Annotated in this window: 17 protein-coding genes and 7 pseudogenes; 15 read left to right on the top strand and 9 right to left on the bottom strand. The window is 56.9% G+C overall.

Features of this window, described 5'->3' with window-relative positions:
- Positions 1 to 319 (bottom strand): annotated as a pseudogene (locus EFQ99_RS31955) (IS3 family transposase); the annotation flags it as partial.
- A 31-nt stretch (positions 320 to 350) separates the two neighbouring features.
- Positions 351 to 1,039, bottom strand: a pseudogene (locus tag EFQ99_RS31950) (transposase).
- A gap of 1,462 nt (positions 1,040 to 2,501) precedes the next feature.
- On the opposite strand from EFQ99_RS31950, the gene EFQ99_RS35835 reads away from it, so the two are divergent.
- Entirely contained in the window at positions 2,502 to 2,933 is a 432-nt protein-coding gene (locus EFQ99_RS35835) for a hypothetical protein (protein WP_239789226.1), read from the top strand.
- A gap of 31 nt (positions 2,934 to 2,964) precedes the next feature.
- Here the strand turns inward: EFQ99_RS35835 and EFQ99_RS31940 are convergent.
- Positions 2,965 to 4,144, bottom strand: a pseudogene (locus tag EFQ99_RS31940) (IS256 family transposase).
- A gap of 114 nt (positions 4,145 to 4,258) precedes the next feature.
- Between EFQ99_RS31940 and speD the strand changes: the two are divergent.
- From speD to EFQ99_RS31930, 3 genes and pseudogenes are all read left to right on the top strand, one after another.
- A complete protein-coding gene (gene speD / locus EFQ99_RS31935) occupies positions 4,259 to 4,684 on the top strand; it encodes an adenosylmethionine decarboxylase (RefSeq protein ID WP_097603409.1) in 426 nt (141 codons plus the stop codon).
- A 173-nt stretch (positions 4,685 to 4,857) separates the two neighbouring features.
- Positions 4,858 to 4,955: pseudogene (locus EFQ99_RS36375) on the top strand (IS630 family transposase); the annotation flags it as partial.
- 138 nt (positions 4,956 to 5,093) lie between these two features.
- Positions 5,094 to 5,381: pseudogene (locus EFQ99_RS31930) on the top strand (reverse transcriptase domain-containing protein); the annotation flags it as partial.
- Between the two features lie 140 nt (positions 5,382 to 5,521).
- Here EFQ99_RS31930 and EFQ99_RS36200 read toward each other — a convergent pair.
- The 5 genes and pseudogenes from EFQ99_RS36200 to EFQ99_RS31905 form a co-directional block, all read right to left on the bottom strand.
- Positions 5,522 to 5,755 (bottom strand): RNA-binding protein, encoded by a 234-nt coding sequence (locus tag EFQ99_RS36200; RefSeq protein WP_334546204.1) that lies wholly within the window; start codon positions 5,753 to 5,755, stop codon positions 5,522 to 5,524.
- Between the two features lie 557 nt (positions 5,756 to 6,312).
- A pseudogene (locus tag EFQ99_RS35830) lies at positions 6,313 to 6,659 on the bottom strand (SDR family oxidoreductase); the annotation flags it as partial.
- A 48-nt stretch (positions 6,660 to 6,707) separates the two neighbouring features.
- Complete coding sequence (locus tag EFQ99_RS31915; RefSeq protein WP_011053426.1) at positions 6,708 to 7,298, bottom strand: nuclear transport factor 2 family protein; 591 nt, start codon at positions 7,296 to 7,298, stop codon at positions 6,708 to 6,710.
- A gap of 167 nt (positions 7,299 to 7,465) precedes the next feature.
- On the bottom strand, positions 7,466 to 7,720 hold the full coding sequence (locus EFQ99_RS31910; RefSeq protein ID WP_004678571.1) for a ferredoxin: 255 nt from the start codon (positions 7,718 to 7,720) through the stop codon (positions 7,466 to 7,468).
- 20 nt (positions 7,721 to 7,740) lie between these two features.
- Positions 7,741 to 8,919, bottom strand: a complete 1,179-nt coding sequence (locus EFQ99_RS31905; protein ID WP_042120111.1) for a cytochrome P450 — start codon at positions 8,917 to 8,919, stop codon at positions 7,741 to 7,743.
- Positions 8,920 to 9,225: 306 nt separating this feature from the next.
- Here EFQ99_RS31905 and EFQ99_RS35245 point away from each other — a divergent pair, with 306 nt between their 5' ends.
- Together EFQ99_RS35245 and EFQ99_RS31900 are read left to right on the top strand one after the other, a co-directional pair.
- Positions 9,226 to 9,399 carry a hypothetical protein gene (locus EFQ99_RS35245; protein ID WP_010009909.1) on the top strand — a complete coding sequence of 58 codons (174 nt, stop codon included), beginning with the start codon at positions 9,226 to 9,228 and terminating at the stop codon, positions 9,397 to 9,399.
- Between the two features lie 596 nt (positions 9,400 to 9,995).
- The gene (locus EFQ99_RS31900; RefSeq protein WP_010009905.1) at positions 9,996 to 10,712 is read left to right on the top strand and encodes a Crp/Fnr family transcriptional regulator; all 717 of its coding nucleotides are present in this window, start codon (positions 9,996 to 9,998) and stop codon (positions 10,710 to 10,712) included.
- Here EFQ99_RS31900 and EFQ99_RS31895 read toward each other — a convergent pair.
- Positions 10,702 to 10,791 (bottom strand): annotated as a pseudogene (locus tag EFQ99_RS31895) (L,D-transpeptidase); the annotation flags it as partial. The gene EFQ99_RS31900 and the pseudogene EFQ99_RS31895 sit on opposite strands and share 11 nt — an antisense overlap.
- Before the next feature lie 803 nt (positions 10,792 to 11,594).
- On the opposite strand from EFQ99_RS31895, the gene EFQ99_RS31890 reads away from it, so the two are divergent.
- The 9 genes from EFQ99_RS31890 (at position 11,595) to EFQ99_RS31845 (ending at position 21,175) form a co-directional block, all read left to right on the top strand.
- Positions 11,595 to 12,134: a peroxiredoxin gene (locus tag EFQ99_RS31890; protein ID WP_004678566.1), complete on the top strand. Its 540-nt coding sequence runs from the start codon at positions 11,595 to 11,597 to the stop codon at positions 12,132 to 12,134.
- 75 nt (positions 12,135 to 12,209) lie between these two features.
- Positions 12,210 to 13,661 carry an RNA polymerase factor sigma-54 gene (rpoN, locus tag EFQ99_RS31885; RefSeq protein WP_011053429.1) on the top strand — a complete coding sequence of 484 codons (1,452 nt, stop codon included), beginning with the start codon at positions 12,210 to 12,212 and terminating at the stop codon, positions 13,659 to 13,661.
- Positions 13,662 to 14,189: 528 nt separating this feature from the next.
- Entirely contained in the window at positions 14,190 to 14,507 is a 318-nt protein-coding gene (locus EFQ99_RS31880) for a HesB/IscA family protein (RefSeq protein WP_004678546.1), read from the top strand.
- A 969-nt stretch (positions 14,508 to 15,476) separates the two neighbouring features.
- The gene (gene nifS, locus EFQ99_RS31870; RefSeq protein ID WP_097603405.1) at positions 15,477 to 16,673 is read left to right on the top strand and encodes a cysteine desulfurase NifS; all 1,197 of its coding nucleotides are present in this window, start codon (positions 15,477 to 15,479) and stop codon (positions 16,671 to 16,673) included.
- A 339-nt stretch (positions 16,674 to 17,012) separates the two neighbouring features.
- On the top strand, positions 17,013 to 17,396 hold the full coding sequence (gene nifW / locus EFQ99_RS31865) for a nitrogenase stabilizing/protective protein NifW (protein ID WP_097603406.1): 384 nt from the start codon (positions 17,013 to 17,015) through the stop codon (positions 17,394 to 17,396).
- Between the two features lie 176 nt (positions 17,397 to 17,572).
- On the top strand, positions 17,573 to 18,421 hold the full coding sequence (locus tag EFQ99_RS31860; protein ID WP_004678528.1) for an electron transfer flavoprotein subunit beta/FixA family protein: 849 nt from the start codon (positions 17,573 to 17,575) through the stop codon (positions 18,419 to 18,421).
- 15 nt (positions 18,422 to 18,436) lie between these two features.
- Entirely contained in the window at positions 18,437 to 19,546 is a 1,110-nt protein-coding gene (locus tag EFQ99_RS31855; protein ID WP_004678527.1) for an electron transfer flavoprotein subunit alpha/FixB family protein, read from the top strand.
- A gap of 9 nt (positions 19,547 to 19,555) precedes the next feature.
- A complete protein-coding gene (locus EFQ99_RS31850; RefSeq protein WP_008536548.1) occupies positions 19,556 to 20,863 on the top strand; it encodes an FAD-binding protein in 1,308 nt (435 codons plus the stop codon).
- Positions 20,864 to 20,875: 12 nt separating this feature from the next.
- A complete protein-coding gene (locus tag EFQ99_RS31845) occupies positions 20,876 to 21,175 on the top strand; it encodes a ferredoxin family protein (RefSeq protein WP_004678523.1) in 300 nt (99 codons plus the stop codon).
- Positions 21,176 to 21,220 lie beyond the last annotated feature (45 nt).

The following is a 21,220-nucleotide window of genomic DNA, read 5'->3' as shown; positions in this document are numbered from 1 at the left end:
CGTCTTCGCCTCTATAGCTATGACGTGGATCAAGCACCGGCACGTAGCGCGAGAAGGTGTCGACCACCGTCAGCACGCGCAGTTTCTTACCCGTTGCGAGTTGGTCGTGAACGAAGTCCATCGCCCAGACGTCGTTGGGTCCGACGGCCATGTGCCGATCCTCGCGAAGCTTGGCTTTTACCCCCCGCTTCGGTGTCTTGTTCCGCAACTGTAGCCCCAAGTCCCTGTAAATGCGGTAGGTTCGCTTGATGTTGGTGCCCCAACCCTCGCGTTCCAACAGCACATGCACGCGGCGATAGCCGTAGCGCACCCGCGTCTCAGAGCCCGATTCAAAAGTTCATTCGTATATCCTATCTTGCGATGCGCCTTGTGAGCATTCTGATTGAAGCGATTTGCGCCCATGCGGTTGCGCTTTCGATCGATTTCTCCCAATCCTTGGCGAGACGGCGGCAGCGTCCAAGCCAGGCGAAAGTTCTTTCCACCACCCATATCTTGGGCAGGACGACGAAGCCCTTGGCGTGATCCGAACGCTTGACCATTTCGATCGTCCAGTCACCATGGCCGCACATTGCTCGCCTCAACTTGGCTCCGGCGTAGCCACCATCGGCGAAGATGTGGCGCAGCCACGGAAAACGGCGGCGGATCGCCTTGAGGACATGGGGTGCGCCGTCGCTACGCTTTGGCTGTCGATAATCCCTGCCGTCGGTTGCGCCTCCCGTCCCTCGATTTCCCGCGCCGCCATCACCAGAAGCTGGTTGATGCTCTGCCACAGTCCGATCGCGCGCCAAGCATAAAAATAACCGCGCACTGTCGAAACCGGCGGAAAATCGCCCGGCAGCATGCGCCATTGGCAGCCGCTCGAGGCGATATAGAGGATCGCCTCCACGACCGAGCGCATATTCGTCGTCCGACGCCGCCCGCCACGACGCGCTGGCGGGATCAGCGGTTTGATCAACGCCCATTCCCGGTCCTTCAAATCACTTGGAAAACGAAGCACGTCTCGGTTATGCTCACGGCGAGCGATAGCAGTCCAGCTCATCGAAACCCCATTTGATTTAGCACCAATAGGGAATCACAACTGACTGTTATCGCTCAACTTCTTTTAAATCGGGCTCTTAGGCAATTTCGGCGGAGGACGGATTATCAAATATACCGGGCATTACCACTTGGTGTATTCTGCGTGCTTCGCGGTTATACGAGCCCTATTTGTTGTATCAATACTTATGCCATCGGATACGACCGAGTCTAATACCGGAGAAAAGATCGCTTAACCGCCCGAATCATTTCAAAAAATATTACAGATAGTGGAGGAAGCCCGTGGGCTTACGTGTAATCGCGTGTTCTGCTCCCCAGTTTTCTCACGGCGAGGCGGGCGAAATGGCATTATCAAGCGCCGATCCGGCAAGCCTCTACAATGCCTGCAGATATGCTGCGTCACTGGCATCCAAGGCGGAAGGTGCATGGGGCGAAAGCAATTGGCGCGGCACCAGGAGTGACAGGCGACAATCAACGCTTCTGCTATCTGACAGGGACGATGTGCAGCGAAGGCTAACGCCGCTATTAGTCCGGGTCCGGCCCAATTTAGTTCTCATAGGAGCGATGTCGATATGCTTCCGTGGTGCGATTGAGACAGCGAAATACATCAGAGAGTTTCTAGGCGATGACGTTTGTATCGTTCTTGGCGGTCGCCACGCCACCGAAACAATATATCGGGATGACGAAAATCGTGTAAGACATCATCTAGCGTCCCCTCTGCGGCTAATTGCTGACGGAAAAGTTTCCAGCTGTTTCGACATCGCGCTCTCCGGAGATGGTGAACACTTTATCGCGGAAATTGGGTGCGTCGTAGCTTCCTTGGAAGCAAGAGGTTTTTCGCCAAGGGAGGCGAAATTCTCATTGGGCCACCTGACGACCACCCCGGGGCACTGGATCGCCGGCACAATCATGGACGATCAGGTCCACACTGTGTGCTCTTCGGGCATGCCGCTCGATTATAATGGGATGCCATCCCCAGCCGAAATGTTCGGAGTTACAACTAGCTTTGACGTGTTTGGTGGCGCGCCTACCGCGCACGTCTTCAGCGACATCGGGCGTGGATGTATCTATGATTGTATCTTCTGCAGTGAGAGGATCAGCGTTGGCGGGCCTCCTCGACAGTTCAAGATAAGCCCCCACCGGTTATGCGGCCAACTCGCAGCAGCCCGCCGCGTAGTCAAGGCAGATTACGGCGAAAACTTTCCTGTCTCGGCGTTCATTGAAGACTCAACTCTTCTTGGATGGAATTCGGCCCTCGTAGCCCAGTTTGAAAAGGTATTCGACCCACTCGAAAATCCTGTGCGGCTTGGCGGACAAGCGACCATTGACCAAATTGTCAATAACCCAGCCCTTGCACGAAGACTAGGCCGCATGGGCCTGGATATCTTTTCATCGGGGTCGAGACACCGCGCCCAGAACTTGTTGGAGGTCTTCACAAGAACATCGCCACCAAGAAGGGTTCGTGGATGGAACGCGCGGACAAAGCAGTTGAGATCTTGTCCGAAGCCGGAATCAAGGTTGGGGTATCCCTCCTATTTGGTATGGGCGAGGGAGCTGCTGAAAGGCAGCAATTGTTTTCGGCCTTAGAATGCTGGCGGAAAACGGGCTCTCTGATCACAATCAGCATGAACTGGGCCGTCCAACACCCTTTGAGAAACACGGTTCAGGGGAATGAATATACCTATTTGGATTGGGCGGTGTCGCCCGGTCCCATGCTGTCGTTGTTAAGGAATTTTGGCGAATCCTCTGAGATCTATCCAATTGCCGGCGGTACAAGCCCAGACGAAGCCTCCGTAAAGGATATTCTCCAAGCCACCAAGGAGATCATGGCTATGCCGCCTGCACACCCAATGCAAAAGCAAGAAGCGGATCATGTCCCAGGACGTGGTGTAGCTTAGACGACCACGGCTCATCCCAGCCGGATGAGTGTCAGCTTGCTGCTGGCAGGCTGATGAGGGGATCATCGCTCATTGTGGCGATTGTCTCAAGTGTCATGTAGCGGGATCGCTGGACGGCCCATTCATCGTTCTGTTCGAGCAGCAGCGCACCGACCAGGCGCACGATGGCGTCGTCGTTGGGGAAGATGCCGACGACCTCTGTCCGCCGCTTGATCTCGCCGTTCAATCGCTCAATCGGGTTGGTCGAGTGAAGTTTGGCCCAATGCTGCTTGGGACATGTAGGCGAGCACGTCTTGCTCGGCGCTGTCCATAAGACTGGTGAGCTTCGGTACCTTTGGCCTGATCTGGTCGGCGACGTTGCGCCACTGAGTGCTTGCCGCCTCCGGCGTGTCCTGAGCGAAGGCCGTGGCAATGAAGGCGGAGAAAACTCGGCGTCCGCTCTTTCCAGCATGGGCCAAGGCATTGCGCATGAAGTGGACCCTGCAGCGCTGCCAGGTGGCGGAGAGCACCTTCGATACTGCGGCCTTGATGCCCTCATGCGCATCGGAGACAACGAGCTTCACGCCACGCAGACCCCGCATGGTCAGCTTTCGAAGAAACTCCGTCCAGGTCGCCTCGGCCTCGGACGTGCCGAGCACCTCGCGTCGACCGTCGGTGTTGACGCCGACGGCGATGATTACGGCGACGGAGACAATACGACCACCGCGCCGAACCTTGAGGGAGGTCGCATCGATCCACAGGTAGGGCCATTCTCCTTCGATGGGCCTGTCGAGGAAGACCTTCACCTTCTCATCGATTTCTTCGCACAGCCGGGATACCTGGCTTTTGGAGATGCCGCTCATGCCCATGGCCTTGACGAGGTCATCGACGGATCGGGTCGAAACGCCATGGATATAGGCTTCTTCGATGACCGCCGTCAGGGCCTTCTCGGCCATCCGGCGTGGTTCGAGAAAGCTCGGGAAATAGCTGCCTGTGCGAAGCTTGGGAATGCGCAGCTCGACGGTGCCCGCCCGTGTCTCCCAATCCCGGTCGCGATAGCCGTTACGCTGGGCCAGTCGGAAGCCATTCTTCTCGCCATAGCCCGCGCCGGTCTTCGTGCCGACCTCCAGCGCCATCAGCTTCTCGGCAGTAAAGCCGATCATCTCGCGCAGCAAATCGGCATCGGCGCTCTTCTCAACGAGTGAGCGCAGGTTCATCATGTCGTCGGTCATCGGTGGTGTCCCTCAGGTTGGCTCTAAGCAACCCGACCCTACCGGAAATCACCGATGGCTAGGAAATCCAGCTACACCACTCCATTGGACACGATCAAGAAGCGGAGCATATATATGCTGAACGGAGCGCCTAAAGGCGGAATAAATTACCCTAGCTCAGACCGAGTATGCGCCGGAACCCATCTCTTTATCGATATGTGGGATGCAGAAAATACGGGAAATGCTGAAGCGATTGAGGCGGCGGTAGCGCAAGCCGTTCATGACTGCCGCGCAACGATGTTGGAATCGAGTTATAGAAAATATAGCGAAGATGGGGGCGTCACGGGCTTCGCAATTCTCGCTGAATCGCACATTTGCGTAAATACCTGGCACGAAGAACGCATGGTCGCGATAGACGTATTTTTTTGTGGTTCGCTAGACCCGTACGCGAGTATCACCGCGTTGCGCGACGTATTTCGTCCATCCCGGATCCATATTAGCGAGCACAAGCGTCTTCTTGGAACAAGAATAACGCATCCAAATATTGTGGAAGCGCTTTAACCGAAAGTATTCTCCGAAATCGAGGCGGAACATGTCTAGACAAATCGTTTTCGTGCGCGAAAAATACCCTTCTGAATTCCGCACTATGATCGTGCCGAATGAAGTGCCGTACTACACAGAAAAGGGCTTTGAGGTATTCGTCGAGCTTGGTATCGGCGAAAAAATTGGCTTTGCGGAACCAGCCGGATGTCCTAAAGCGCCGGCGTGTCTGGTTCGACGGCCAACTGATCTCGATCCAGAACAGCTGATCTTCATCGACGAAAGTGTGCTGCAGAGGCACGGAAGGAGTTCAGTATGAGCTAACCCCGTAACGTGAAGCTGCGTGAATGATGGAGGATGGCCCTCCGGGATCGGCTTTCAGGAGCGGGTCTCAAACCAGTCCGAACTGCTGCGATAAAGAGCCGTGGTGGCTGGGGCTTACTTTCCGCCGCCGGTGCGCGTCGTCTCCATTCCAAAGAAGACCGGAGGCGAAAGGGTTTTGGGTGTGCCGACGGTCAGTGATCGGATCGCGCAGATGGTGGTCAAGCAGATGATTGAGCCGGATTTAGGGCCGCTCTTCTTGCGAGACTCCTATGGCTACAGGCCGATGAAGTCGGCTTTGGATGCCGTTGGGGTAACGCGTCAGCGGTGCTGGAAGTACGATTGGGTTCTGGAATTCGACATCAAAGGGCTGTTCGACAATCTTCCGCATGATCTCTTTCATCGAAACCCCATTTTGTCGTCGAACGCTCGTTGCGTGATCGCCCTTGATGAGAAACCCTTTTAGCCAGTTCCAACGCCGCGGCCGGACATGGGGCAACCATTGCCCGATTGACCCCAGTCTCCAACTTAAGTGGCTCAGCTCTCTTCAATGAGGCCACAGCTAGCAAGGGCAGAGACGAAATCGTGAACGTCGCATTTGGTGACGTCATACCGTTCTGATTTAAGCTCGCTCAGTATCCTTGGTAGTGTATACTCGCCGTCCAGTTTCGAAACCAAACCGGCGACCCAAGGCGGAGGAGATTGGATGATCTTTCTTGATTTCTGGGATTCCTTCCCGATCCAGATACTCCCGTCGTCGGCTACAAACACCTGATGAGAACGCTTTAATAACGGCTTAAAGTAGTGCACGAGCGACCTCACTCGGTACGAGGGGCGACATCGCACCTGAATTTGCAGCCGGGACAGACACACGTCGCCCTTGTTGCAGTTTGACGTCTTCTTCGCCAATGGCAGAACCGCGGTGGACGGTCCGAAACATAACGCCGTTCATGCTCTTTTCCTCCTCTTCGAGCCTTTCATTTGGCCCAACCCATCGCTGGCGATTTTCCAGCTTGTCAAGAAGTATAAGGCGGCTTCGGGAGGCCCATACGGTCGTATGAAGCCCCACTTCACCATTACGGTCGACTCGGCGCCCATTGCTGATAAACAAAACTCCAATCTCTCGGCATGTGGTAGATCCAAAAATCGTGCCAGCTGCAAAAAGAGCCTAGGAAAAGTTTTCCTATTTGCTCGGAGCCTAAATGCAACTGCATCAACAGCGCCCGAACAATATCGCGTCGCGTTTCAACAAATCGGCAGCGCCGCATGCGCGCCAATCAACCGCAGACGAGGGAGAAAACTCCGAGCAGCTCCGGCAGTGTTCTGGTAAGCGCGTCGCCGTTTTCCGCAAAGCGGCGCACAACGGCAGCGCCTATGCAGTCCGCCCCGCCATGACAAGCGCAATTCGCGCGGTGGAGTGCTCGGCAGGAGGGAAGAGTTCGGCTCGTGGCGTCCCGGGCATGGCGGGTGCGCCTACCCCGGTTATTAAACGATCTCCAGCCACCGTCGACGGTCACCACAGACCCGGTGACGCTTGCGCGCTGGCGAGAAAGCGCACCGCTCGGGCAATTTCGTCTGGACGCGCCACGCGACCCATTGGCACCCGGCTGCGCACCGCGGTGAGGTCTATCTTGCCCGCGCGTTCAAGTTCCGAAACCATCGGCATGCGCACGTAAAAGTTCCCTGACCAACGTTGACGATCTCGAGGCTGAATCCTGATCGATCAAGTCTCACTTTCATCCTCTTGAAGGAATGCAGTCTTCCTAAATGCGTAGACGGGGTCATCGGGACATGATGCTCCGATCGGCTGCCGGTGGCCGAACTGCTCAGTCTCGGATGCCGCGGCCAAGATCTGCTCCTCGACTAGATCATAGACCACCGTCCGTTCGGCAATTCTCCAATCCCCTCCCTTTTTCAGGAACAGATCGCAATAGCGGCCGCAGATCAGGGCCTGACTTAGCGTTCCGGCCTTGTCCGGTGCGCGTTGCAGTGCGGCGAAGTAACTTTCGACGGCGGCTTTTTCCGGGCTGCTGAACTCAATCAGAATGTTCGTGATTTGATGGATGTTGCGCGGTCCCGTCTTGAAGACACCAAGGGCGAACTCGATGAAGCCCTCGGCCGAACCGGGATAGGTCCCGTGATTGTCACGTGCATCGGGCCAGTAGGAACTGCGCAGCGCCCTTTCATCGGCGCGGTCTATCCCGCGGCAATACCGATAGAGGCAGTCGCGGAGCGCCTCGCGGTCGAGCAATTCGGTAATTTTTTTTTGTGTTTCATCGCTTGTCGCACATCTGATATCGGGGCGCTTACCCATCCAGTGACGCAGCCAGCTTTCAACTGCTCGGCTGACGTAAGGAAAAACCCTCCCTCTGCTTAGGCATGCATGTAAACAACTGCCCTTAGAAGTAGACACCAATGGGAGAGCTGCGGGTAAGGTGTTTGGACAGCGACGGCGCCGTCATGCACCAGTTGCGTTGCGTTTCAACCCCCACAATGTTGGTTGAACAAAAGGCGATCGAGCAACGCATCCGAAACGCAATCTATCTCCAGCGCACGTTCAGGGCAGGATCGAGCGCCTCGCGACGCGAACAGTTCGTCCCTCTCCTCGACATCGATTGCACCGGGCAGTATGTATCCCTCGTCGTCAAGATTGAATATTTCGGGCGCTTGGGCCCAGCATCTTGCATGACCTTGGCATTTGGAAGTGTGCACTATGACGCGCATACGGTACTCCATGTCTTTCCTCCTCTCAATTATCAGGACCAGTCCAGGATCAGATTCTCCATTCCAAACACGTGGCCCCCATAGGTGATGGGCGCCGTACCATCCTTGATACGGAAGTCAGGGATGCGCGACAGCCACTCCTCCAGGCCGATGATGATCTCTCGCCGGGCAAGGTGTGATCCAAGACAGCGATGGGGACCGTACGCAAAAGCGGTGTGGCGATTGTCTTCTCGTGCCAAATCGATCGTGTTCGGATTTTCGAATTCCACCGGATCACGATTGGCAATCATCGTGGCGCAGGAAATGTAGTCACCCTTACGGATCGGCGCGCCTTCGAAATTGATATCTTTCGTCGCCACACGGATCATCTGCACGGTCGAATAGGCGCGAAGCAGTTCTTCGGCTGCGAGCACAATTCGATCCGGTTTGCTCCGCAGCAATTCCTGTTCTGTCGGATTGCGCGCGAGATAGGCCAGGTCAAAGCCGATCGCCGTTGCCACGGTGTCCAGTCCCGCGACGAATAGAAGCACGCCTATTCCATGGATTTCCTGGTCTCTCAACAGGCGGCCGTCGACCTTTGCCTGCACGACGAAGGTCATGAAATCGTCGGCCGGTTCTTTGCGGCGCATCGCTGCAAGTTCATCGATGAACGCCAAAATTGTTCGGGCGGCTGCGGTTCGTCTGATGCCGTCGCCGTGGAGCAGGTCCTTCCCCCAGCCCACGAATGTATTGAGGCGCTCATCGGATAAGCCGAGCAAACGGAGGAAGATACTAACCGCAAAAGGAAAGGCGAAGTCCGTCAAGATGTCGCAGCTTGTGCTCGACGCGGAAATCTTGGAAATCAACGCAATCGCCCGATCACGGACCGCCGGTTCAAGCTCCATTATCCGCCTGGGCGAAAGCAGCGGATTGAGAAGTGAGCGAAACACGCTGTGAGCCGGGGGGTCGAGTTCAAGCGGGATCAGCGGCCAGTTTTCGCCAAGCGCCGAGGCGAAAAGGCTCCGATGGCTGGAAAAGGTTCCGGTGTCCTGCAGCAATTTGCGTTGGTCCTGAGCGCGAACGATGACCCAGGTACCTCGGCCATCGCGCGTATTGCAGGGAGAATAAAAGATTCTCGGTCCATTATGGAGGCAAGCGACAGCTGCGTGCGGATCCCCATTTGGCATGCGCTCCATGCCGGGCGACGTGAACAGGCTGAAGTCCTTCACCATTTCGGGAGGGACATGTTCTGGAACCCTAATGGTAGCCACTGCTTTTCTCCTGTCATCAAAGCCCCTTCGCCGAGAACGAATTCTCCTCGGAGAGGGAGCGAGCAAAATCGTTGAGCGCCAGATTTCCAATCTCAGCAGCGCGAGGCGCCAATGACATGCGATGCAGCGATCAGATCGCCGTGCGGCTCGAAATCCACGCTGCTTTGTTGGCCGAAGTCGAAATTTCTTGGATGCCTCGCCCGCCCTTCCGGTCGACATCGGATTTTCACGGGTACCTCTCTTCCGGTAAATGCGTTCTGAGCACAGATGCATTTTGATTTCCTCCGCTCCATGGCGGTCACCAAAGAAACCGGCCGACAGTCCTTGCCGCCCCGCAAGAAGAACTTCAAAGTTCATGCCAATTTGATTGATTTGGCCGGAAAGAAATTTTTCAATTGCCTTTCAGCGCTTTGGCTCAAGGCAGAACTAAAGATTGGCTGATCAAGGCCGTGTCGCGTATCTAACAAAACCCGACATCAGGTGCCGGATGCCATCTATTCAGGTGCGACTTTTTTCCAGCCACCACAGCCGGGGGCCAGAGACAGCGCGACGAGTAACGAATGTCCTGATGTACTGCGATGCAGTGGGATAGCTTGAGGGTGGGTAGCTTTGAATTGTGGCATCGAGCTAGCGGCGGAATTCCGGGAACAGCTCGAAGCGTGCTACTCCTTTGTCCTGAATGTCAGTTCTACCAGCCCGACGACACCACCCTAAGAGTCGGCGGCAATCTGCCGATTGGGTGTTGCCTGACAGCAATGGGTATGGTGGCCTACCGTCCGCCGAGACGGAAGGCGATGGCCGCAGAAAGCCCGCTCAAGCGGCGGGCCGAAAATGCCGTCCGAAACAAATCCACAAACTGCCCTGCCTGGCACGGCAAGAGCGTGGGTACGGAGATTTGATCTGGATCAAATCGCAATCCCGATGAAATTGATAGCCATCAAAGACGCGCTGGAAGAAATAGGGATAGCCGAAGTCGCAACGGCCGCGTGGTCGTCTCGGGCATGTCCGGCATAGGCGGTTTTCGAAGGGATCAGGACATGGACGTCGCACGCAGTGAGGTTCTCGTGATTGGCACTTCCGTCGCTTGCCGTTCCTGCCAGGCGCGGCACGGCGTCGTTTGCGGCGCCTTGTCGGCTGGCCAGCTTAGCGAACTTGGCCGCCACTCGCTGCGCCGCAAGGTCGACGCAGGCTGCGAGATCATTGCACAAGGATCGGAAAACTCTTTCTATTCGAACATCACGCGCGGCGTGGTGAAGCTCTGCAAGGTGATGTCGGACGGGCGCCAGCAGATCGTTGGCCTGCAATTCGCCCCCGATTTCGTCGGCCGCCCCTTCGTGCGCGAAAGCACGCTGTCGGCCGAGGCCGCGACCGATGCGGAGATCTGCGTGTTCCCCCGCAATTTGCTCGAACGCATGATATTGGAGACTAGGGAATTGCAGCGTAGCCTGCACGCTCAGGCGCTGAACGAGCTGGATGCCGCGCGCGAATGGATGCTGACGCTCGGCCGGCGGACCGCCGAGGAGAAGGTCGCAAGCCTGCTCCACCTCATTGCCGCCCACGCCGAGACGGCGACGAGCACTGCCTTCGATCTGCCGCTATCGCGTGCCGAGATTGCCGACTTTCTCGGGCTGACGATCGAAACCGTCAGCCGCCAGTTGACCCGGCTTCGCAAAGAGGGCGTCATCCGCATCGAGAACATCCGGCATATCACCGTGCCCGACATGGATGCGCTCGCAAAGAAAATCAGCGGGTAATTACCACCCGCGTATTGGAAAGGCCAGCCTGGCGCGCCAGCGTAAAGAACTAGGCGGCATTGTCGGGATGCAGACGGACGTGCCGGGCGCTACCACATCGAGCATTCCGGGCGAGAAAACTTCTAGTCCCGGAGCCGCCGGCTTGCAGCTCGGGATAGCCGCCGGGCAGGTGGGTGGCGTCGCCATCGGCGCCGGGCGCCCAGCAGGTCGCCAGCGAGCTGAGCGGTGAGCGGTGAGAGGAACAAAATATCAGCTCCGCGGCGACGTCAGCCGAGCAACAAATGCTCGTAGGCCAAAGGCTACATAGCGCGACCCGGGTGCCGGTCGGCATCAGCCGATCGATATTGGCGGCTGCGAGCTCTTCACGCCCCCAACCTGCGGATATCCGCCATCGTCGTCTTCTGTGACGAAATTATCGGAGCCGTTTGCGTTTCACCATTTTTCGATGCGCGGTCCGAGCCTGGCGCCCCCTTTTTGTCGGACCTCAAACTTTCTTGTGCAGTTTCAAACAAGAAAACGTGCGCGGGTAGACATACGCACGAGCAGAACCTCAAACCCCGTGACCCGCGCCTTCCCGCCGCGACCGGACTGGCGGGCAGTATGCTAAGGTTCTAAAAGGCGGCAGAGAAACCTTGATCGAGATGCGGTCGGAAGTAGCCGAAACAGCGCCCGGCCGTCAGCGCGGCACAACGGCTTCACAATTCGCTCGCCCGCACGAGCAGCGCACGAGTGCGGCGACGAAGGCCCTGTGCTGACCGCAAGTCCATCTCCTTCAGGCCAAATGGCATGACGCTTGCTTGCCCTGGCGTGTGGGCCGAGGTCGGATTCGTGTTAGCCGTGACTGAGAGGCCGCAAATAAATTTTCCTAGAGGAGCTTCATTGATGACCATGGAAAAGCAGGTCCCTATTGTCACCTTTCGCACGCGGGTTCGCGACGAGTCTATATCCGGTCCCAACCCCTACCGCTGGGAAGACAAGACGACCGACGACTATTTCAGCGGTAAGCGGGTAATCCTTTTTTCGCTGCCGGGCGCCTTCACGCCAATCTGCTCCACCTTCCAACTGCCTGATTTCGAAAGTCTTTATGTCGAGTTTAAGAAGAATGGCATTGACGACATCTACTGTCTCTCCGTCAACGATGCCTTCGTCATGAATGCTTGGGGCAAGTCTCAGGGGTTGAAAAATGTCAAGCTTATCCCGGACGGTTCGGGAGAATTCACTCGGAAAATGGGTATGCTCGTCGCCAAGGACAATCTCGGTTTCGGTCTGCGCTCCTGGCGCTACGCTGCCGTGATCAATAATGGCGTCGTGGAGGGGTGGTTCGAGGAAGAAGGCTTTGGCGACAACTGCGCAACCGATCCGTATGGCGTTTCTTCGCCGCAAAACATTTTGAAATGCCTTAAGGCCCCAGCCTTCGTATGAGCATTGAAGCCAACGACCAGCAGCTACGACTTGTCGTGCACACCTGCGCCGAACGATAGGAGTTTTGCTCGAACCATGAAGTCCTTTACAAGCCTTCATCAGCGTCAGCAGCAATCGCTGGTTATTACGCCCCAGCTCATCGCGTCTATTCGCTTGCTGCAGCTGGCGCACACCGAACTGAATCAGTTCGTGGAACAGGAAATCGAGAAGAACCCATTTCTCGACCTGGCGTCGAATGACGGCGGGGCTTCTGGCGTATCGCCAACTGCGGCGGATGATCCAAATATCAGCGCACGCGAAGACCACGTTGATGGACCGGCCAGGACGGACATGCCTGAGCTGTCTAGTCCCTGGAAATCAATCCGTGACACAGGCAACCTTTCGCCGGGGGAAAGGCCTTCCCTGGATGAGTTCGCCGCCTCAACTGAGACATTGCACGAACATGTCGCCCATCAGATCGCCCTCACTGCCTTCACACCCCAGGAGCGGCTGATTGCTGGCGCGCTTGCCGACCATCTGGATGACACTGGGTATCTGCAAGTGAACCTTCTGGAGCTAGCAGAGAGGCTAAATAGCCCTGAGGCTGGAGTGAAGCGGGTTCTTGAGGCTTTGCAGCTATTTGACCCGCCGGGCATATTTGCGCGAAGTCTGGGCGAATGCCTCGAGATTCAGTTGCGCCAACGAGACCGGTTCGACCCGGCCATGGCAGCTCTGGTCGCAAATCTCGAGTTGCTTGCGCGACGCGATTTTCGAGCACTGAAGCGACGTTGCCGGGTCGATGAAGACGACCTTCTCGATATGTTGAACGAAATTCGTGCACTTGACCCAAAGCCTGGAAACCAGTTCCAGTCCGCAAGGTCGGAATCCATCATACCCGACGTCTTCGTCCTACCCTCGCCGGGAGGCGGATGGCACGTCGAGCTTAATCGGGAGATTTTGCCCAAGGTACTGATCAACCAAACCTATTTTGCGCAAGTTACTCGCCTAACCGCCCAAAGCTCGAAAGATCAGTCATTCCTCAACGAATGCTTCCAGAGCGCGAGCTGGTTGGTTCGGAGTCTCGATCAGCGCGCCACGACGATCCTTAAGGTGGCGACCGAAATCGTGCGCCACCAGGATGTCTTTTTGGAAGATGGCATTGCTCATCTTCGCCCTCTCAATCTTAAGACCATCGCTGACGCGATCGACATGCACGAGTCCACTGTAAGTCGGGTAACGTCGAACAAATACATTCTCACGCCCCGCGGCGTGTTCGAGCTCAAGTATTTTTTCACCGTCGCGATCCCGTCCTCACAAGGCGGTGACGCGCACTCGGCCGAAGCTGTGCGCCATCAGATAAGGGCACTTATTGCCGCAGAGACGCTCCATGATGTGCTGTCCGACGATGGCATCGTTGCCAAGCTCAAGGAAACAGGCGTCGACATTGCTCGCCGCACAGTCGCCAAATATCGCGAGGCGATGAACATCCCCTCGTCCGCGCAACGCCGGCGGGAGAAACGGTTTGTACTGGCGGCCGCGGAGGGATAAGTCCTTTGTACCGTAGGTGATGCCCTTTTCCCAAAAACCGCGGAACTGAGGCACATGTGACATTGTGCCTAGTCCTCTCCATGGAGGATCGACTTCATATGGGCTGGCGACCGCAGCCTCGTCACGGGAGCTTCAAAAGTTGTTCCGGCCGCTTAAGCTAACGTTCTAGAAAAGATTAGATGTCTGTTCCATAGCCCAAGCGCTTAGGGGCTAAGCGGTTAATCACGAAACTCGTGCAGAATTTTTATGTCGCGCAAGCGACAAATCTAGAAGCAGTTGTCGCCTCCCATTCATTTTCGCCGAACCGCTGGGATTTCGGTGCGGCGGCAACGAGAGCCTCAACCGAAAATGATAGACGGAGATACGCGGGCAGACGTTCTGGAGTTGGCGCGCTTTCGAGATCTCCGATGTTCGACGACGCAGGAATACAACACGCGGGCTGATCGAACTCTTGGCCTTCCTTACCGCTTGGCACGACGCATGCACGGTAATCCGAAAATGCGCCATCGAACAAAAAGGAATCATCCCATGATCAAGCTCACAGAGAATGCCGCCGCCATCATGAACGTAACGCTTTCCCGAGCCGAGCAGGCGGAAGGCTTTCGCATCGCGGTCGAGGCAGGTGGATGCGCCGGCTACAAATACCTGGTGGGGCTAGAAAGCGTCCAGGGCGAGGGCGACGCGGTGATCGAAACAAATGGGGTCAAGGTGTTCGTTGACGCAGACTCCCAAGCACACATCAACGGCATGACGATCGACTTCGTGACGGGACCAGAAACCTCCGGTTTTGTCTTCGACAATCCCAATGCGCACCAGAACTGCACTTGCGGCAAATCCTTCGGCTGATCACCGAGAAAGCGAGAGAGCCATGCGGAATTATTGCGAAAAGGTCATGGTTTCCTTTTTCAATCCGAAGAACGACGGCGTGCAGGAAAATCCCCTCAGCGAGACCGCGGCAGTTTCCTACGGTAGAGGGCCTGAATTGATAATTGGAGTCGATCCAACGGTGGGAGCGTTTCTGGTGACGCCGTCGTCCTTGCGTTCCAACCCAGCGACCGCCTTCTCGCCAGCGCTGGCCGAACTCATAACCCTAAAGCCCGCCGAAGCGCCTCAAACCGTCCGTCAGGAGACAGCAGGCTTTTTAAGCGGTTTGCTGCCGGAGAAAAAGGTCTGCTCATCAACGGATTATCCTGAGGCAGCAAAATTTTTTGGCGGGCATCCGGGCCAGGATTCCAAAGGAGACGCTCCCTCTGCAAGCAGTTCCGCGCCGAGGAAAGGTGAGCGAAGACGCGTGCGTGTCAACAGGCTTGATTTCATGACCAAGTCGCTCACTTCGCTAGATCTGGCAGTAGACGGACGACACTCGTTCAAGCCGTCGAAGACGTGTCAGCGGTTTATACAGTACTGGTCGTCGAAAGCCTCGCTCCGGCAGAGGAGGACGATCAGACCGTCACAACAGAAATCTGAGGCCTGGAGAAATTGGCAGGGTCGAAATCGATGTTGTAGCCGGCAATCGCGTAGGACAGGGTCTAAAAATCGCCGCAGCCTGCAACAGTTCAGTTCTCAGCGACAAGCTAAGCTGGCGACCCATCTAGTTAAGCAGCCGCGGCGAATCCAACCGTTGGAAAGGGCGCGAGCGCACAACGTTCTTCCCTTCCTACTGATGGCGGCGATGCGACGTTATCGATGCCAACAAGATCGCATGACGCGCCATCGCACGACTCCACCCCGCGCTGCTTGCCCGAGGTTAGCAAACAACAGCATGTGCAAGACGCCGCAGCATTGTCACCGCTTCCCCTCAGTCGAGATCCACCCATGAGAGCGATCTATCTCGACAATAATGCAACGACCAGAGTCGATCCTGAAGTGGTTGAAGCCATGCTGCCGTTCTTTGCGGATCAGTTTGGAAACCCTTCGTCGACGCACGCTTTTGGCTCCTCCATCCGCGAGGCGGTGAGGAAGGCGCGCCGGCAATTGCAAGCGCTGATCGGCGCCGAGTTCGATCATGAGATCGTGTTCACCTCGGGGGGGACGGAAAGCGACAATGCGGCGATCCTTTCGGCGCTGGAGGTGATGCCTGAGCGCACAGAGATCGTGACTTCCGCAGTCGAGCATTCAGCGGTGCTGACACTCTGCGGCCATCTGGAGAAGACGCGCGGCATTAAGGTACACAGGATCCCAGTGGATCGACATGGACGTCTCGATCTTGACGCCTATGAGACCGCCCTCACTCATCGTGTAGCGATTGCTTCGATCATGTGGGCGAACAACGAGACGGGAACCATTTTCCCGGTCGCTAAGCTTGCCGAGATGGCCAAGAGAATCGGTGCACTTTTCCACACCGACGCGGTCCAGGCGGTCGGCAAGGTTCCAATGGACCTCCAACCTACTGCAATCGACATGCTTTCGTTGTCCGGACACAAATTCCATGGACCAAAAGGCATTGGTGCACTCTATCTCAGGCGGGGCTTATCTTTCTCCTCACTGATCAAGGGAGGTCATCAGGAGCGCGACCGACGCGCAGGGACAGAAAATACGGCCGGGATTGTCGGTTTAGGCAAGGCTGCCGAACTCGCCCTGAAATCAATAGACGACGAGAGCACCCGATTAAAGTCGCTCCGAGATCGATTGGAGAACGGCATTGTCCAGCGTGTTCCAGGCGCCTTCATAACCGGCGATAGGCTTAAGAGGTTGCCGAACACGGCGAACATCGCCTTTCAACGTGTCGAAGGAGACAGTATGCTCCTTCTTCTCAACCGCTATGGCATCGCCTGCTCTTCCGGCTCTGCTTGCTCCTCCGGTTCGCTGGAGCCGAGCCATGTCTTGAGGGCAATGGATATCCCTCATGCTATGGCGCACGGAACAATCCGCTTCTCGTTCTCGCGCGATAACTGTGACGAGGATGTCGACCGGGTGCTCGAAGTTTTACCGGGCATCGTTGAAAGGCTCCGGAGCCAATCCCGTTCCGGCCACGTGGCCGACACGAGCAGCCGGGTTCGTTCAGGGGAGTAGGAGCAGGCACGCTCATGAAACGGCAATTCCTTTTCACCGATACGACCTGCATGACGGCACCGGCATCGTATGAACGATCAGGTAAAAGCCGGGGCTCTCAGTCACATAGATCGCCGGTTCACCGCCCATGCGTGTTCATGGAGGGGGCCCAGCGCCATATCATCTTAATCAATCTCTCGACACCATCGGTGGATCGCATCCGACCATCAGCCTATGCCGACTCCAGTTGCAACGCGACTGCCTTGCGCCTAGCCGCGTCGAACCACGCATTCCGTACGTTGCAGCTTAAGCTACGGGAGAACGATCTCGCGATCACCGCTCACGACCAGGGGGAATCTTATGTGCCGTTGCTCCGCTGACAGCAGTCCCGTCGATGTCAAAGACATCCTCAATCGGCTGAAATCTCTCTCGGCTGCGGAGGAGTTCTTCAAAGCCCTAGGGGTCCCCTATGACCCGAAGGTTCTCGATGTCTCACGACTCCATATCATGAAGCGTATGGGCCAATACCTCGCGGCAGAGGACTTCTCCCATCTCCCAGACCGGGTAATCGCTGCTCGTGCCCGTGCCATACTGGAAAGGGCCTACTGTGATTTCGCGACCTCCGCGCCGCTCTCGCACCGGGTCTTCAAGGTGCTCAAGGACCACAATCCGAACAGACCTGTCACACCCGGCCGCACCGTTGTCCCGTTAGACTCTTTCCTGAAGCCGTTCGAAAAGAAGTGAGCACGGTTGCGACACGACAATGTCGGGAAGCTTACAATTCAGTCATATGCTAGCAACGTCGGAATCGAAGCCATTTCAATGTGATAGAGAACGCCAAACGGTTGGCACGAATGATGCACGCAAGCATGTGTACTGACAAGCCCGCCACCCATAGAGGGAGGGAGTAAGAAACCGCCATGCACATAGTTATCTGTATCAAACAGGTACCGGACTCCGCACAAATACGAGTGCATCCGGTGACGAACACAATCATGCGTCAGGGGGTGCCAACCATCATCAACCCCTATGATCTGTTCGCCCTTGAAGAGGCGCTCCAGTTGCGCGACCGCCATGGCGGCGAGGTGACCGTGCTCACCATGGGGCCGCCCATGGCAGAGGACGCGTTGCGCAAGGCGCTCACCTACGGCGCCGACCGCGCCGTACTCTTGACCGACCGTCATTTTGCCGGCTCCGACACTCTGGCGACCTCGTTTGCTCTTTCGCGAGCCATCGCGAAGATCGGAGAGGCCTTCGGTACGCCCGATATCGTCTTTACGGGCAAACAGACCATCGACGGCGATACCGCCCAGGTTGGGCCTGGCATCGCCAAGCGCCTCGACCTCCTGCAGCTCACCTACGTTGCCAAAATCGTCTCTGTCGACATCAATGGGCGCGAGATTACGGTGGAGCGCCGCTCGGAAGGGGGCACGCAGACGCTGATGAGCAAGCTCCCTTGCCTAATTACAATGCTCGAAGGCACAAACGAAATCCGCCGCGGCTCGCTCGATGACGCGCTACGGGCCGCGCGCAGCCAGATCGTGAAGTGGAATGCGGCCGACGCTGGCATAGAGGACCTCACCAAGTGCGGCCTGCGTGGCTCGCCAACCGTCGTTAAGAGGGTCTTTGCCCCTCCTGAGCGGGCGGAAAAGGCGGAGCAGATCGACACCGCGGAAAAAACACCGCGCGATCTCGCGGAGGAGTTGATCGCTGGGATCTTTTTGCGCCAGCCGGCGCTCGAAAGCGAACTCGCCTTTGACGGCGAATGAAGGCAAGGAGCGACGATGTTGAGCACGAATCGAGAGAGCCCTCCTCCAGCCGCTGGCCGTGCCGCCATGAAGAAAGAGCTGCCCGATCAGTTTAAGGACCATCGGCACGTTTGGGTCTTCATCGAGCTGGAGCGCGATCAGGTGCATCCCGTCTCCTTCGAGCTGCTCGGCGAAGGCCGCAAGCTCGCCGACAAGCTGGGCGTCCAGCTTGCCGGCGTCGTTCTCGGACCACCGGGAGAGGCCACGTGGTTTGCCATCGCCGAGGCTTTTGCTTATGGCGCCGACCTGGCCTACCTCGTCGAGGCCCCACTGCTCGCCGACTACCGAAATGAGCCTTTCACCAAAGCATTGACGGATCTGGTTACTAACTACAAACCGGAAATCCTTCTTTTAGGGGCAACGACGCTCGGGCGCGACCTTGCCGGTTCCGTGGCGACGACCTTGTTGACAGGGCTCACGGCGGATTGCACCGAACTTGATGTGGATGCGGACGGCTCGCTTGCGGCGACCCGGCCGACTTTCGGCGGCTCCTTGCTTTGCACGATCTACACGCTCAACTGCCGGCCGCAGATGGCAACGGTCCGGCCGAGGGTCATGGCCATGCCTCCGCGCGGGAATAATAAGATCGGACGCGTCATTCAACACAAAGTGTCGATGATCGAGGAAGAGATCGTCACTAAGGTCCTCGGTTTCTTGTCCGATGGCCAGTCGGCGACGGCGAATCTCGCCTATGCGGACGTCGTGGTTGCTGGAGGCCTCGGTCTCGGCGCGGTGGAGAACGTGAAGCTTATGAAGAAACTCGCGCGGACGATCGGGGCCGATTATGGCTGTTCGCGCCCCCTCGTCCAAAAGGGCTGGATGCCTGCTGATCGGCAGATCGGCCAAACTGGCAAAACTATCCGGCCGAAGCTTTACATAGCAGCCGGCATTTCCGGCGCCATCCAGCATCGCGTTGGCGTCGAGGGAGCTGATCTTATTTTAGCCATTAACACCGATCCTAACGCGCCGATTTTTGATTTCGCCCACCTCGGCGTCGTCACCGATGCGATCCGTTTACTGCCGTCATTAACGGAACTCTTCACCCATCGACTGTCGCCGCACAGTCGCGATAAGCTTGCAAACTGAGGGCGCCCCATGACTGAGGAAAACTTCGACGCCATAGTTATCGGGGCCGGCATGGCCGGAAACGCAGCTGCTTACACGATGTCGAACCGCGGCATGAAGGTGCTGCAGTTGGAGCGTGGCGAGTATCCGGGCTCCAAGAATGTGCAGGGCGCCATCATGTACGCGGACATGCTGGAGAAAATCCTGCCGGATTTCCGGGATGATGCGCCTCTGGAGCGGCACTTAGTCGAGCAGCGCTTCTGGATGATGGACGACTCGTCCCACATCGGTATGCAATACCGGTCGGACGACTTCAACGAGTCGAGACACAATCGCTACACGGTCATTCGCGCCCAATTCGACAAATGGTTTTCACGCAAGGTGCGCGAGGCCGGAGCGACGCTTCTATGCGAGACGACCGTGACGGAACTCGTTCGTGATCCAAAGGGCAAGGTGATTGGCGTTCGCACCGACCGCGCCGGCGACGTGATTCTTGCTGACGTGGTCGTTCTCGCAGAGGGCGTCAATGGGCTGCTCGGCACGCGTGCTGGATTGCGTGACACGCCAAAACCGGAAACTGTCGCGCTCGCCGTCAAGGAAATGCATTTCCTGGCCGAAGAGGTAATTGACCAGCGGTTCGGCCTCCAGGCCAATGAAGGCTGCGTCATCGAGGCAGTTGGCACGATCTCTCGCAACATGGCCGGGCTTGCCTTCCTCTACACCAACAAAGAATCGATCTCGATCGGCATTGGCTGCCTTGTCTCCGAATTCGCGGCAACAATGGAAAGTCCTTATGATCTGCTCGAAAAATTCAAAAGCCATCCGTCGGTAAAGCCGCTGATCGCAGGAGCGGAAGTCAAGGAATATGCGGCGCATCTCATTCCAGAAGGTGGTTACAAGGCAATTCCGCAGCTTTTTGGTGACGGCTGGGTCGTCGTCGGCGACGCGGCACAACTTAATAATGCGGTGCACCGCGAGGGGTCCAACCTCGCCATGACGTCGGGGCGCATCGCCGGCGAAGCAATCGTCCAGATCAAGAATCGCAAAAAGCCGATGGTCAAGGAGAACCTCTCCCTTTACAAGTCGATGCTTGAAAAGTCGTTCGTTATCAAAGACTTGCGGAAATACAAGGACATGCCTGCCCTGCTGCACACCAATTCCCGCAATTTCTTCACGACTTATCCAAGGTTGCTGTCGCAGGCCGCACAGAACTTTGTGCGAGTCGATGGCACCCCGAAGATCGACAAGGAACGGGCGACCACGGGCACCTTCATCAAGGCACGCTCCCGCTGGGGGCTGTTTGGTGACGCGGTTCGCTTGGCGCGCGCGTGGCGATAAAGGAGAGATGAGATGACGGTTGCAGTGACGAACATACGCGTAGAGGACAAGCTTTACCAAAATCGATACGTGGTCGATGCCGGACGCCCGCATATTAGGGTGCGTCCACACGATTGGCCAAGCGTAAATCTGTATGCCCTCACAAGTGTCTGTCCGGCCAAGTGCTACGAATTGAATGACCAGGGCCAAGTGGAGGTTATCGCCGACGGGTGCATGGAGTGCGGCACGTGCCGCGTACTCTGCGAGGCAAGTGGAGATATCGAGTGGAACTATCCGAGAGGCGGTTTCGGCGTTCTCTTCAAGTTCGGATAAAGGTTTGCAACTCCACGATTCAGAACCAACTTGGGTTTGCAGACG

Source organism: Rhizobium vallis (assembly GCF_003985155.1).
GTDB classification, from domain to species: Bacteria; Pseudomonadota; Alphaproteobacteria; order Rhizobiales; family Rhizobiaceae; genus Rhizobium; species Rhizobium vallis.
This window is presented reverse-complemented; position numbering and strand designations above follow the sequence as displayed.

What these genes read in the sequence shown, in the direction of transcription:
- nifS (WP_097603405.1), top strand. Translation starts at nt 15,477, where the DNA reads ATGAGAGCGATCTATCTCGACAATAATGCAACGACCAGAGTCGATCCT.
- EFQ99_RS31880 (WP_004678546.1), top strand. Translation starts at nt 14,190, where the DNA reads ATGATCAAGCTCACAGAGAATGCCGCCGCCATCATGAACGTAACGCTT.
- EFQ99_RS31850 (WP_008536548.1), top strand. Translation starts at nt 19,556, where the DNA reads ATGACTGAGGAAAACTTCGACGCCATAGTTATCGGGGCCGGCATGGCC.
- speD (WP_097603409.1), top strand. Translation starts at nt 4,259, where the DNA reads ATGCTGAACGGAGCGCCTAAAGGCGGAATAAATTACCCTAGCTCAGAC.
- EFQ99_RS31910 (WP_004678571.1), bottom strand. Translation starts at nt 7,720, where the DNA reads ATGGAGTACCGTATGCGCGTCATAGTGCACACTTCCAAATGCCAAGGT.
- EFQ99_RS35835 (WP_239789226.1), top strand. Translation starts at nt 2,502, where the DNA reads ATGGAACGCGCGGACAAAGCAGTTGAGATCTTGTCCGAAGCCGGAATC.
- EFQ99_RS31860 (WP_004678528.1), top strand. Translation starts at nt 17,573, where the DNA reads ATGCACATAGTTATCTGTATCAAACAGGTACCGGACTCCGCACAAATA.
- EFQ99_RS35245 (WP_010009909.1), top strand. Translation starts at nt 9,226, where the DNA reads ATGCATTTTGATTTCCTCCGCTCCATGGCGGTCACCAAAGAAACCGGC.
- EFQ99_RS31845 (WP_004678523.1), top strand. Translation starts at nt 20,876, where the DNA reads ATGACGGTTGCAGTGACGAACATACGCGTAGAGGACAAGCTTTACCAA.
- nifW (WP_097603406.1), top strand. Translation starts at nt 17,013, where the DNA reads ATGTGCCGTTGCTCCGCTGACAGCAGTCCCGTCGATGTCAAAGACATC.
- EFQ99_RS31900 (WP_010009905.1), top strand. Translation starts at nt 9,996, where the DNA reads ATGGACGTCGCACGCAGTGAGGTTCTCGTGATTGGCACTTCCGTCGCT.
- EFQ99_RS31915 (WP_011053426.1), bottom strand. Translation starts at nt 7,298, where the DNA reads ATGGGTAAGCGCCCCGATATCAGATGTGCGACAAGCGATGAAACACAA.
- EFQ99_RS31890 (WP_004678566.1), top strand. Translation starts at nt 11,595, where the DNA reads ATGACCATGGAAAAGCAGGTCCCTATTGTCACCTTTCGCACGCGGGTT.
- EFQ99_RS31905 (WP_042120111.1), bottom strand. Translation starts at nt 8,919, where the DNA reads ATGGTGAAGGACTTCAGCCTGTTCACGTCGCCCGGCATGGAGCGCATG.
- EFQ99_RS31855 (WP_004678527.1), top strand. Translation starts at nt 18,437, where the DNA reads ATGTTGAGCACGAATCGAGAGAGCCCTCCTCCAGCCGCTGGCCGTGCC.
- rpoN (WP_011053429.1), top strand. Translation starts at nt 12,210, where the DNA reads ATGAAGTCCTTTACAAGCCTTCATCAGCGTCAGCAGCAATCGCTGGTT.